Consider the following 12,228-nt stretch of genomic DNA (forward strand, 5'->3'; position numbering starts at 1 on the left):
GTGCTGCCCCGTCGAGCGACTAGCCGAAGTGCTTCGGCAGTGTCTCCTCGTGTGCCTTCCGCAGCTGGTCCAGCGGCAGGTTGAAGTAGCCCTGTACGTCGAGCGCCTGGTTCTCCGTGTCCACTACCCCGATGCGGATGGTCGGGAAGTTCCGGGCCGTGCACATGTCGTTGAAGCGCACTTCCTCCGAGCGGGGGACGCTGACGACGGCGCGTGCCTGGCTCTCGCTGAACAGCGCGGTGAACGCGTCGATGCCGTCGCGCTCGCAGAGCTCGTCGAGCCCGATCCGCGCGCCGACACCGAACCGCAGCGTCATCTCGCTCAGGCCTGCCGCGAGGCCGCCCTCGGAGAGGTCGTGCGCGGCGTCGATCATGCCGTCGCGTGAGCAGTTGACGAGGATCGCCGCGAGGGTCTTCTCCGCCGCCAGATCCAGCGCGGGAGGCTGTCCGCCGAGGTGGCCGCGCAGGTTGGCCCACTCGGACCCGTCCAGCTCGTCGGCCGTCGTGCCCAGCAGGTAGACGGCCTGGCCGTCCTCGCGCCAGCCGGACGGCGTGCGCCGCGCGACGTCGTCGAACACGCCCAGGACGCCGACCACCGGGGTGGGGTGGATGGCGACGCCGCCGGTCTGGTTGTAGAGCGAGACGTTGCCGCCGGTCACGGGCACACCGAGTTCCTGGCACGCGTCCGCGAGCCCGCGCACGGTCTCGGCGAACTGCCACATGACCTCGGGGTCCTCGGGGGACCCGAAGTTCAGGCAGTCGGTGACGGCGAGGGGCGCGGCACCCGACGTGGCCACGTTGCGGTAGGCCTCCGCGAGGGCCAGGCGTGCGCCCTCGTAGGGGTTGAGGTAGGAGTAGCGGCCGTTGGCGTCGGTGGAGATGGCGACGCCGAGGCCGGTCTCCTCGTCCACGCGGATCACGCCGGCGTCGTCGGGCATGGCGAGCGCCGTGTTGCCCTGCACGTAGCGGTCGTACTGGTCCGTCACCCAGTTTTTCGCGCACATGTTGGGAGAGGCCATGAGTTCGAGCACGGCCTCCCGCAGGTCCGCGGGTTCTGGGACGAAGGAGTTTCCCTGGACGCCGTCCAGCCACTCCGGCCGGTGGAACGGGCGGTCGTAGACCGGTCCCTCGTGGGCGACGGTGCGCGGATCGACGTCGACGATCTTCTCGCCGTCCCACTCGATGATGAGGCGCCCGGTGTCGGTGACCTCGCCGAGCCAGGAGTACTCCACGGCCCACTTGTCCATGATCGCCTCGAACGCCGCGACGTTCTCGGGCGTCACGACCGCCATCATGCGCTCCTGCGACTCCGACATGAGGATCTCGCCCGGTGTCAGGGAGGGGTCGCGCAGCAGCACGTTGGTGAGTTCGACGTGCATGCCGCCGTCGCCGTTCGAGGCCAGTTCCGACGTCGCACAGGAGATGCCTGCGGCACCCAGGTCCTGGATGCCCTCGACCACGGAGGCCTTGAACAGTTCGAGGCAGCACTCGATGAGCACCTTCTCGGCGAACGGATCGCCCACCTGGACCGCGGGCCGCTTGGAGGGCTTGGCGTCGTCGAAGGACTCGGAGGCGAGGACGGATGCGCCACCGATGCCGTCGCCGCCGGTGCGGGCGCCGAAGAGGACCACCTTGTTGCCGGCGCCGGACGCGTTGGCGAGGCGGATGTCCTCGTGGCGCAGCACGCCGACCGCGAGGGCGTTGACGAGCGGGTTGCCCTGGTAGATGGCGTCGAAGACCACTTCGCCGCCGATGTTCGGCAGGCCGAGGGAGTTGCCGTAGCCGCCGATGCCCGAGACGATGCCGTGGACGAGTCGCGCGGTGTCGGGGTGGTCGATCGCACCGAAGCGCAGCGGGTCCATGACGGCGACGGGGCGTGCGCCCATCGAGATGATGTCGCGCACGATGCCGCCGACGCCGGTCGCGGCACCCTGGTAGGGCTCCACGAAGGACGGGTGGTTGTGGCTCTCCACCTTGAACGTCACGGCCCAGCCGTCCCCGATGTCGACGACGCCGGCGTTCTCGCCGATGCCCACGAGGAGGTGCTCCTTCATGGCCTCGGTGACCTTGTCGCCGAACTGGCGCAGGTGCACCTTGGAGGACTTGTAGGAGCAGTGCTCGCTCCACATCACCGAGTACATGGCGAGCTCCGCGCCGGTGGGCCGGCGGCCGAGGATCTCCTCGACGCGCTGGTACTCGTTCTCCTTCAGGCCGAGCTCGGCCCAGGGAAGCGCCTGGCCAGGGGTGGCCTCGGCGTTCGCGACGGTGTCGATGTTGAACTTCTTGGACATTGTCTCTGCGGTCACTTGCCCACCAGTTTCTTGAGTACCGAGGTGAAGATGCCGAGCCCGTCGGTGCCGCCGCGGACCTCGACCTCGCCGCGCGCCGAGGAGTCGGGGCCGAAGCCGGCCTCCACCGCGTGCTCGGGGTGCGGCATGAGCCCGACCACGTTGCCCGCAGCGTTCGAGATGCCGGCGATGTCGCGGCGCGAGCCGTTGGGGTTGCCGCCGACGTAGCGGAAGACCACGCGGCCCTCGCCCTCGAGCTCGTCGAGCGTGCGGTTGTCCGCGACGAACTGGCCGTCCTGGTTCTTGAGCGGGATGACGAGCTCCTCGCCCTGCGCGTATTCCGACGTCCAGAACGTGTCCGCGTTCTCGACCCGCAGGCGCTGGTCGCGGCAGATGAAGTGGAGGTCGTTGTTCTTGATCATCGAGCCGGGCAGCAGGTGCGCCTCGGTGAGGACCTGGAAACCGTTGCAGATGCCGAGCACGGGAAGGGCGTCGGCCCCGCCTGATGCTGCTGCGGTGATCTGCTCCATGAGTGGTGCGAAGCGGGAGATGGCGCCTGCCCGGAGGTAGTCGCCGTAGGAGAATCCGCCGGGGATGATGACGGCGTCGACGTCCTGCAGGCTGTGGTCGCCATGCCACAGGTGGACCGCGCTGCCGCCCGCGAGGCGGACGGCGCGGACGGCGTCGCGATCGTCGAGCGAGCCGGGGAACGTGACGACGCCGACCTTCACGCCGCTGAGCGGGCTGTCCTCGTTGTTCGAGGCGACCGGCTGCGGGCCGCCGATGAGGGGCGTCTCGATGTTGGAGGTGGTCACTGCGCGTCCTCCTCGAGAACCTCCACGCGCGTGACATCCTCGATGACGGGGTTGGACAGCAACGTGGCGGCGGCGTGGCGGGCCTGCTCGAGGATCTCCTCGGTGACGTCACCGTCCACGGTCAGCTCGAAGCGCTTGCCCTGGCGGACACCGGCGAACCCGGTGAGGCCGATCCGGGGGAGGGCTCCGGCGATCGCCTTACCCTGCGGGTCGAGGATCTCGGGCTTGGGCATGACGTCGACAACAATCCGGGACATCCGGCAACTCCTGTGCGTGAGCGGCAAGTGCTGGGGATTCCAGCATTAAATGCAGTAGCCCGGAAGTGCCGTCTCACGCCGCATCTGGGTTGACACCGGCGCTCCGCGAGCTTGCCCTACAAGTCTACCGGGGATTCGCCCGGCGCCGGTCCGGGGCCGTCGCACTCCTCCACGGACCCCTCGACGGACTCCCTTTCGGACGTCTTCAGGGGCGTCATGGGCCCGATCTCCCACTCCGACGGGCGGAAGGCGGGCAGGCGCTACTGCGCCCCCGGAGCCCCGAGGATGTCCCGGACCCTGTTCCATCGCGAGATCTCGCAGCCGTCCGTCAGGGCGAAGGAGGCGAGGATCGACGTTCCGTCCAATGTGCCGGTGATGCTTGCGGTCTGCGGGCCCCCGTACTGCTGGGTGCAGATGATGTCCTTGTCGGGGCGGGCCGTGAAGAACCTCGTGCCGAGCCGGGCGAGGGCGGCGCAGGCGGCCTCGGCGCCGGGGAGGGTCGAGGCGGGACCAGGCGCGCCGTCCACGCATTCCAGGACATACTGCACTGGCTCCGCGGACGCATCCTGCTGGATGGAGATGGTCAGCAGAGCCCTGGTTCCCGGGGCGGTGGGAGGTGCCGTCGGCACCGCGCTGCTGTCAGGTGTCGAGGCTCCGGCGGTTTCGAAGGGCCCGGGCGTTCCGGAAGCCTCAGGCGGTCCGGAGGAATCGGGGGAGGACTGCACGGCGGTCTCCTGCTCTGTCGGTTCGGCTGCCGGCCCGCCGCACGCGGAGAGGGCGAGGGGCAGTGCGGTGAGGACGAGCGCGAGCCGCACGGTTCCTCGGCGTGGCCGGGCTGCTCGCGTCAGGACAGGCGTTGTCATGGTGGTCCCCCTCGGCTGCCAGCGTAATGGCTGATGCAGGCTCAACGAGGGACGACGGCGGAGCGTCCCGGTCCGGACCCGCACCGTCACGACCCGCCGAGCGCCCTCTCGAGGTGGTCGAGCAGCCGCGCCCGGAGCGCCTGAGATTCCTCGGCGAAGCCGCGCTGCAGGCGGACGTACTCGGCCTTGCCCTCGGCCGTCTCGATCGCGATGGGCGTGTATCCCCAGTCCGAGAGGTCGTACGGCGACGCCCTCATGTCCATGGTGCGGATCCGCCACGAGAGCTCGAAGCAGTCCATCACCAGTTCGCTCGGCAGGAGGGGGGTGAGTTTGTACGCCCACTTGTAGAGATCCATGTTGGCGTGCAGGCAGCCCGGCTGCTCGAGGTCGCGCTGCGTCTCCCGCGTGGGCGCATGCTCGTTGAGGGGCACGGCTTCCGGCGCGTAGAAACGGAAGGCGTCGAAGTGGGTGCAGCGGATGCGGGACTGCTCGACGACGTCGTCCGTGCCCGCGGTACCCAGCCGGAGCCGGAGGTAGTCGTGCCGCACGCCGTGTACCGCCGACCGGTAGGCCATGGCCCACTCGTGGAGCCCGAAGCAGCCGAACTGCGCCGGCCGTGCTGCCGTCCGGGCGAGGATCAGCCGGGCGAAGTCGACCGCCTCGCGCCGCTCCGCCGTGAACCGGCGTACATCCACCTGCACGCCGTCGTCGTCCGCCGTGTAGTACTTCCAGGTGGCACGCGCCGCCGCCGCCGCTCCCGTCAGCACCACACCGGCTCCCGGGTGCCAGCGCAGGAGCTGGCCCGGCTTCTGGTTGTAGTAGGTGAAGAGGAAGTCCTCGACGGGGTGCCGGGAGCCGCGGGACCGGCGGTCGAGGTAGGGCTCCGCGAAGCGGGCGGCGCGGTCCTGGTGCCGCCGTTCACGATCCTGCCATTCGACCGCCTGCAGGCGGGGCAGGAGGACGTCGGTCATCCTTCCATTATCACCGGGGGGTGGATTGGTAAATACCGCGTGGAAATTGTGCGCGGGACACGCTGGATCCTGTGGGCGTCGTGAGTTGCCTGGGGTAAGTTTGTGCTCGCCGTGGCGTCTGTGGCCATCATCACAGGCTGGGGTCCTAGCCAGGAAAGCACGGCACCGGGGGAACGGCCTTGGCCGGCCCGCACTTTCACGAGAGGCACTACCTTCCTATGAAACAACGGAGTAAAGCCGGACGGGGGAGCGGCGCCGCGCGCGCTGCCGCGGCCATCGTCCTGGGTCTGCCGCTACTGGTGACATCGACGGCCGTGGCGCCTGCTGCCTTCGCAGCGCCCGCCCAGTCCGGTTCGGTGACGCCGCAGAAAGCCCCTGCCAAGGAGTTGGACCCGGCGCAGTACCCGGCCGGCAAGTACATCGTGGTGCTCGCCGACAAGCCGCTGGCCACCTACGAGGGCGGCGTGCAGGGCATCGCGCCGACCAAACCCGAGCAGGGCCGCAAGCTCGACGCCGCAGCCGACAACGTCAAGAAGTACTCGGAGTTCCTCGAGACCAAGCAGCAGGAGGTCGCCGCCGAGGAGAACGTCGAGATCAAGCGCACCTACACGGCGGCGCTCAACGGTTTCGCCGCGGACCTCAGTGCCGACCAGGCCGTCCAGCTCGCGAAGAGCGACGACGTCCTCCTCGTCGCTCCGGACGTCGAGAACGCCCCCGACTACTCGAGCATCGACTTCCTCGGCCTGGGCGGCAACAAGGGCGCCTGGAAGACCCAGTTCGGCGGAGAGAAGAACGCGGGCGCGGGAACGGTCGTCGGCGTGATCGACACCGGGTACGCGCCGGACAACCCGTTCCTCGCGGGCGACCCCGTCAAACCGCTCAAGGGCAATGCGAAGCCCAAGGTCGGAGTGCCCTACCTCGACGCCGCGGGCGACATCGCGATGCTCAAATCCGATGGCTCCACCTTCACCGGCGAATGCCAGGTCGGCGAGGACTTCGACGGAAGCCTCTGCAACTCCAAGGTCCTCTCGGCCCGGTACTTCGCCGACGCGTTCCTCGCGAGCGTTCCGGCAGAGGATCGCGCTCCCGAGGAAGTCCTCTCCCCGGTGGACATCGACAACCACGGCACGCACACGGCGAGCACCGCCGCGGGCAACTCCGGCGTGACCCAGACCGTCGACGGCCGCAGCTTCGGCGTCTCCTCCGGCGTCGCTCCTGCCGCCAAGGTCTCCGTCTACAAGATCTGCTGGGAAGACACCAATCCCAATACGGGCGGCTGCTACAACTCCGCCGCCATCGCGGCCATCAACCAGGCCATCCTCGACGGCGTCGACGTCCTCAACTTCTCGATCTCGGGCAGCACGACGACGACGACGGACCCCGTGTCCCTCGCCTTCCTCTCGGCCACGTCCGCAGGAATCTTCGTCGCAGCCTCGGCCGGCAACTCCGGCCCCACGGCCAGCACCGTCAACCACGGCGCTCCGTGGATGACGACGGTCGCCGCCAGCACGTTCAGCTACGAACTGCAGGGGACCGCCGAATTCTCCGACGGCACCAAGTACCGTGGCGCCTCGATCATGCGAGATGGCGTCCCGGCCAGCCCTGTAGTCCTCGCCGTCGATGCTGCAGCAGCAGGCGCGGCGAACCCGAACCTCTGTGGTCCCAACACGCTCGATCCCGCAAAGGTCGCCGGCAAGATCGTGGTCTGCGACCGCGGCGTCGTCGACCGCACCGCCAAGAGCGCCGAGGTCGCACGCGGCGGGGGTGTCGGCATGATCCTGGTGAACCTCGTCGACTCCTCGACGGACACGGACCAGCACGCGGTTCCCACGGTGCACGTCAACGCCCCCGAGGCTCTCGAGCTCAAGGCGAAGGTCGCGGCCAACCCGGCACTCACCGTCGCCCTGCAGCCCAAGGACACCACGGGCAAGCCCCTGCCTCCCGCGCCCCAGGTCGCAGGCTTCTCCTCGCGCGGCCCGCTGCTCGCGACCGACTCCGACCTCCTGAAGCCGGACGTCACGGCTCCGGGTGTCGCCGTCCTCGCCGGCGTCTCCACCGTCGGCTCGCACGGTGAGCAGTTCGGCTTCCTGTCCGGAACGTCGATGGCGTCGCCGCACGTCGCCGGCCTCGCCGCCCTGGTACTCGGCAAGAACCCCGCCTGGTCCCCGGCGACCGTGAAATCCGCGATGATGACCACGGCCTACCCGCTGAAGACCGCCACCGGCGCCGTCGAGACCGACGTCCTCGCCGTGGGCGCGGGACACATCAATCCGGCCGGCGTCCTCAGCCCCGGACTGGTCTACGACCAGGACATCGACGACTACCTGCGCTTCATCGAGGGCACCGGCGTCGAGTTGGGTATCGACGGCATCGAGCCCGTCGCCGCGAAGGACACCAACGTCCCGTCGTTCGGGCTCGGCAACCTGACCGGCCGTATCGAGGTGACCCGCACGGTCACCGCCGTGACGCCCGGGCTCTACCGCGCGACTGCCAGCGTGCCCGGAGTGAAGGTGACCGTCACGCCGTCGGTCCTGAACTTCAGCGCACCGGGAGAGACCCGCACGTTCAAGGTCTCCTTCGAGAACCAGGGCGCACCGTTCGGTCAGTTCGCCGCCGGTTCACTGACCTGGTCCGGCCAGGGCAAGAAGGTCACCTCCCCGGTGGCTGTCCGCGCCCAGGCCGTCAACGCGCCGAATGAGGTGGCCTTCTCCTCCGCCGGACCCGACGGAAGCGGCAGCTTCGACGTCACCTCGGGCACGAACAGCCCGATCCAGATGACGCTCGAGGGCCTCTCGAAGGCGGACTCGACGGCGATCAGCCTAGTGCCGGGCGACTACGAGGACACCGACAACGCATCCAATGCCTCCAAGTCCGTCACGGTGCCCGCGGGTACTTCCGTGGCCAAGTTCTCGGTGCTGTCGGACGATCCGTCCGCGGACTTCGACATGGCCGTGGTCAGGCCGAACGGCACCGTGACCCAGGTGGCAACGGCCGATGCCAGTGAAACCATCACGATCCCGAACCCGGCAGCCGGCACCTACCGCATCATCGCGAACCTGTACGCCAGCACCGACAACGCGCCCACCACCGGCACCATCGATGCTGCGATCCTGAAGAGCGGCGAGAACAACGCGACGCTGACACCCAATCCGCTCGTCCTCGCGAACGGCAGCACGGGTGCCGTGACCCTCGCCTGGACCGGCCTCACCCCCGGCTCCTACGTGGGACGGGTGACCTACGCGGGGTCCTCCGCCGTGACCTACGTGACGGTCGTCGTCGACGGGGAGGGCGAGGCCGTGGCCCAGCTCCCGGCCGTCGACCCGGCGGCCAAGCTTCTGACGGGGCCGCGCGAAGCCATCACCCCCACCGGGGACAAGTAGCAGTACCTGACGGACACGAGAAAGGCCGGTGGATCATCCACCGGCCTTTCTCGTTCTCTGGAGGGGAGGCTAGCGCCCCGTGCCGGCGTACACGGTCGCCGTGGTGTCGCCGTCGAGCTCGAAGGCCGCATGCACGGCGCGGACCGCAGCGTCGAGGAGGTCGGCCCCCGTCACCACGGAGATGCGGATCTCCGATGTCGAGATCATGTCGATGTTCACGCCGGCGTCGGACAGGGCCCGGAAGAAGCGGTAGGAGACACCCGGGTTCGACCGCATGCCGGCGCCGATCAGGGAGAGCTTGCCGATGGTCTCGTTGTACTCGACGCTCTCGAAGCCGACACGGTCCTGCGCCTCGCCGAGCGCGGCGAGGGCCTCGGCGCCGTCGACGATCGGCAGGGTGAAGGAGATGTCCGTGCGTCCCGAACCATGCGTCGAGACGTTCTGGACGATCATGTCGATGTTCGTGTTGGTGCCCGCGACGATGCCGAAGATCTCCGCGGCCTTCCCGGGGATGTCGGGCACGCCGACGACGGTGACCTTCGCTTCGGAGCGGTCGTGCGCGACACCGGAGATGATGGGCTGTTCCAAGGGTTCTCCCTCTTGAATCTTGATCTGGTCGTCGGGGCTGGGCAGGACCCAGGTGCCCTCGTTATGGCTGAAGGAGGAGCGGACGTGGAGGGGGACCCCGAAGCGCCGCGCGTACTCGACGCAGCGAAGGTGCAGGATCTTGGCACCCGATGCGGCCATCTCGAGCATCTCCTCGCTCGAGATGGTGTCGATCTTCTGCGCCGACGGGACGACCCGGGGGTCGGCCGTGTAGACCCCGTCGACGTCGGTGTAGATCTCGCAGACGTCGGCGTCGAGTGCCGCCGCGAGCGCGACGGCGGTGGTGTCCGAGCCGCCCCGGCCGAGGGTCGTGATGTCGTTGCTGTCGCGGCTCATGCCCTGGAATCCGGCCACGATGGCGATGTCGCCCTTTTCGATGGCGGTCCGGATGCGGTGCGGTGAGACGTCGATGATGCGGGCCTTGCCGTGGATGGCGTCGGTGATCATGCCGGCCTGGCTGCCGGTGAAGGACTGCGCCGACGCTCCGATGCCGTGGATGGCCATGGCGAGCAGGGCCATCGAGATGCGCTCGCCCGCGCTGAGGAGCATGTCCATCTCGCGGGCATCGGAGGACGCCGGACTCACCTGGGCGGCGAGGTCCAGCAGCTCGTCGGTACTGTCACCCATCGCGGAGACGACGACCACCACATGGTGGCCGGCCGCCTGCGTGTCGACGACGCGCTGCGCCACGCGCTTGATGCCCTCGGCGTCGGCGACCGATGATCCGCCGAATTTCTGGACTATGAGGCTCATGCACTCGCTCACTGGTGAAGGAGGACGGCGGTGGAACCCACCGCGCTGGTTGTTGGCGGGCGACGGCACCGGCGCCTCGGGAACATGGAACCGGGATCCGCGCCCGTGCCAGTGTAGCGGCGCGGCAATTGCCCGCCCAAAGTCTGGGTCCGAATAAGAACAGCGTCCCCTGCGCGAATACCTCGTGCTCCGCGGGGTCCGAGCGGGCATTCGTCGCATACCCTCATAGCATGACCGACGAATTCGGGGGGATCGTTGTCGAGGGAGTCGCCCGGAGCTTCGGCTCGGTGCAGGCCGTCCGGGATATCGATTTCGAGGCTCCGCCCGGGGAGGTGACCGCCCTGATCGGTCCCAACGGCTCCGGCAAGACCACGCTGCTGCTGATTCTGGCGAGCCTCCTAGCCCCCGATTCCGGCACCGTGCGCGTGGCAGGGTTCGATCCCGTCACGCAGCCGGGGGAAGTGAGGAGCCGGGTCGGCTGGATGCCGGACACGCTCGGCATGTGGGAGTCCCTGACGGCCTTCGAGGTGCTGACGACGCTCGGTGCCCTGTACGGGATGAGCGCGGAGGACCGTACGCGCCGTGCCGACGAGCTGCTGGTCGCCGTGAACCTGGCCGAGTTTGGCCGCCAGCCGGCCCGCGTGCTCTCGCGCGGACAGCAGCAACGGCTCAGCCTGGCGCGATCCCTGATCCACGACCCACAGGTCCTGCTGCTGGATGAACCCGCCTCCGGACTCGACCCGGGGTCCCGCGTGGAACTGCGCTCACTCCTGCGGTCCCTCGCGGCCGACGGCAAGACCGTCGTCGTGTCCAGTCATGTCCTGTCCGAGCTGGACGAGATCGCGGACCGTGCCGTCTTCGTCAGCCGGGGGCAGTCGGTCAAGACCCAGACGCTCGACGAGGCGGGCAGCCAGGTGCGCCGCTACTACGTCCAGGCGCAGCCGATGTCGGCGCTCGCCGCGGCGCTCGAGAGCTACGGGGTCCGCTTCGAGACGCGCGGGGACTCCCGGCGCGAGGAGTTCCTCGTCCAGCTGGGCAGTACTGCCGAGGCGGCCTGGTTGCTGCGCACCCTGGTGACGGGCGACGTCGTCATCACCGCCTTCGCTCCCGCCGGCGGTGCCCTCGAGGAGACCTACATGAGCCTGGATACGGACCGGCGATGAGTACCGCAACCGAACCATCGACCCCGCACCCCGTCCGTGCCGCCACCACGCTGCCCTTCTGGTCGGCCGTCCGCACGGTGTTCTCCCTCGAGATGAGGCAGCGCCTGCGTGGCAGGGGCTGGTACTGGATGCTCGGCATCTGGTTCGTGGTGATCGGCTTCATCTTCGTGCTCGGTACGTCCCTGCTGGGAACCACCGCCAATGAGGGCGGCATCCTCTTCGACCTCGTCGTCGGCTTCGTCCTGCTCTTCGGCCTCCTCGTGGCCCCGGGACTGTCGGCCAACGCCATCAACGGTGACCGCGCCGGCGGAACCCTGGCCATCCTGCAGGTGACCCTCGTGAGTCCCTCCCAGCTCCTGGCCGGCAAGTGGCTGGCATCCTGGGTGGGATCGCTGGCCTTCCTCGTGCTCAGCAGCCCCTTCATCTTCTGGGCCCTGGCGCTCGGTGGCGTCAACGCGCAGGAAGCATTCGTCTCCCTCCTGATGCTCGCGGTCGAACTGGGCGTCGTCTGCGCGCTCGGCATCGGCGTCTCGGGGATCGCCCACCGGCCGCTGTTCTCGATCGTGAGCACCTACATGCTGGTGGCGCTGCTGGCCATCGGCACCGTCATCGTCTTCGGGCTGAGCACCACGCTGGTGATGGAGGAACGAACCATGACGACGTCGTACTACACCTACACCGAAAGTAGTCTCGACAACTCCGGCGGTCCCCGGGAGGATGCCGAGATGGAATGCGTCACGCGGACGAGCCAGGGCATGATCCCGCACACGGAGTACATCGCATGGCTACTCGCCGCAAACCCGTTCGTGGTGGTTGCCGACGCCGTGCCCTACCGCACTGAGGGTCTACCGGAGGGCACCGGGCCGGATCCGCTCGCCGGAGATGGCCCCTACTACGTCCCGGGCGTCATGGAGTCGGTCAGTCAGGGTGTGCGGTCGGCGCAGGCCGGACCCGATCTCGACCAGACCTGCGAGGAGCTCGCCGAGTCCCTTCGGCCGCTGCCTCAGGAGACGCCGATCTGGCCCCTCGGGCTGGGGATCCAGCTGGTGCTCGCGGCCGGGCTGCTGGTGGTCGCCCGGCGCAGGCTCACGATGCCGGCGAGGCGCCTCGCGCAGGGGACGCGCATCGCCTAG

General features: G+C 68.9%; 9 protein-coding genes. 3 read left to right on the plus strand and 6 right to left on the minus strand.

What is annotated here, in order from left to right; translation table 11 throughout:
• Positions 1-19 precede the first annotated feature (19 nt).
• From purL to ACX80I_RS14800, 5 genes are all read right to left on the minus strand, one after another.
• Entirely contained in the window at positions 20-2,305 is a 2,286-nt protein-coding gene (purL, locus tag ACX80I_RS14780) for a phosphoribosylformylglycinamidine synthase subunit PurL (protein WP_459345872.1), read from the minus strand.
• On the minus strand, positions 2,302-3,102 hold the full coding sequence (gene purQ / locus ACX80I_RS14785; RefSeq protein ID WP_459345873.1) for a phosphoribosylformylglycinamidine synthase subunit PurQ: 801 nt from the start codon (positions 3,100-3,102) through the stop codon (positions 2,302-2,304). The genes purL and purQ overlap by 4 nt, the downstream gene beginning before the upstream one ends.
• Complete coding sequence (purS, locus tag ACX80I_RS14790) at positions 3,099-3,359, minus strand: phosphoribosylformylglycinamidine synthase subunit PurS (protein ID WP_087072828.1); 261 nt, start codon at positions 3,357-3,359, stop codon at positions 3,099-3,101. Before purS ends, purQ begins: the two co-directional genes overlap by 4 nt.
• A 260-nt stretch (positions 3,360-3,619) precedes the next feature.
• A complete protein-coding gene (locus ACX80I_RS14795; protein WP_459345874.1) occupies positions 3,620-4,222 on the minus strand; it encodes an SSI family serine proteinase inhibitor in 603 nt (200 codons plus the stop codon).
• Positions 4,223-4,308: 86 nt separating this feature from the next.
• Entirely contained in the window at positions 4,309-5,193 is an 885-nt protein-coding gene (locus ACX80I_RS14800; protein WP_459345875.1) for a 3-methyladenine DNA glycosylase, read from the minus strand.
• Between the two features lie 218 nt (positions 5,194-5,411).
• Between ACX80I_RS14800 and ACX80I_RS14805 the strand changes: the two genes are divergently transcribed.
• Positions 5,412-8,573, plus strand: coding sequence for a S8 family serine peptidase (locus ACX80I_RS14805; RefSeq protein ID WP_459345876.1), 3,162 nt, complete (start codon positions 5,412-5,414; stop codon positions 8,571-8,573).
• A gap of 69 nt (positions 8,574-8,642) precedes the next feature.
• Here ACX80I_RS14805 and ACX80I_RS14810 read toward each other — a convergent pair whose 3' ends face one another.
• Entirely contained in the window at positions 8,643-9,932 is a 1,290-nt protein-coding gene (locus ACX80I_RS14810) for an aspartate kinase (RefSeq protein WP_459345877.1), read from the minus strand.
• Positions 9,933-10,162: 230 nt separating this feature from the next.
• Between ACX80I_RS14810 and ACX80I_RS14815 the strand changes: the two genes are divergently transcribed.
• Complete coding sequence (locus tag ACX80I_RS14815; RefSeq protein ID WP_459345878.1) at positions 10,163-11,095, plus strand: ABC transporter ATP-binding protein; 933 nt, start codon at positions 10,163-10,165, stop codon at positions 11,093-11,095.
• Complete coding sequence (locus ACX80I_RS14820) at positions 11,092-12,228, plus strand: ABC transporter permease (RefSeq protein WP_459345879.1); 1,137 nt, start codon at positions 11,092-11,094, stop codon at positions 12,226-12,228. The genes ACX80I_RS14815 and ACX80I_RS14820 overlap by 4 nt, the downstream gene beginning before the upstream one ends.

The sequence above is a fragment of the Arthrobacter rhamnosi genome (assembly GCF_054510855.1).

What these genes read in the sequence shown, in the direction of transcription:
- ACX80I_RS14795 (WP_459345874.1), bottom strand. Translation starts at nt 4,222, where the DNA reads ATGACAACGCCTGTCCTGACGCGAGCAGCCCGGCCACGCCGAGGAACC.
- purS (WP_087072828.1), bottom strand. Translation starts at nt 3,359, where the DNA reads ATGTCCCGGATTGTTGTCGACGTCATGCCCAAGCCCGAGATCCTCGAC.
- ACX80I_RS14800 (WP_459345875.1), bottom strand. Translation starts at nt 5,193, where the DNA reads ATGACCGACGTCCTCCTGCCCCGCCTGCAGGCGGTCGAATGGCAGGAT.
- ACX80I_RS14805 (WP_459345876.1), top strand. Translation starts at nt 5,412, where the DNA reads ATGAAACAACGGAGTAAAGCCGGACGGGGGAGCGGCGCCGCGCGCGCT.
- ACX80I_RS14820 (WP_459345879.1), top strand. Translation starts at nt 11,092, where the DNA reads ATGAGTACCGCAACCGAACCATCGACCCCGCACCCCGTCCGTGCCGCC.
- ACX80I_RS14810 (WP_459345877.1), bottom strand. Translation starts at nt 9,932, where the DNA reads ATGAGCCTCATAGTCCAGAAATTCGGCGGATCATCGGTCGCCGACGCC.
- ACX80I_RS14815 (WP_459345878.1), top strand. Translation starts at nt 10,163, where the DNA reads ATGACCGACGAATTCGGGGGGATCGTTGTCGAGGGAGTCGCCCGGAGC.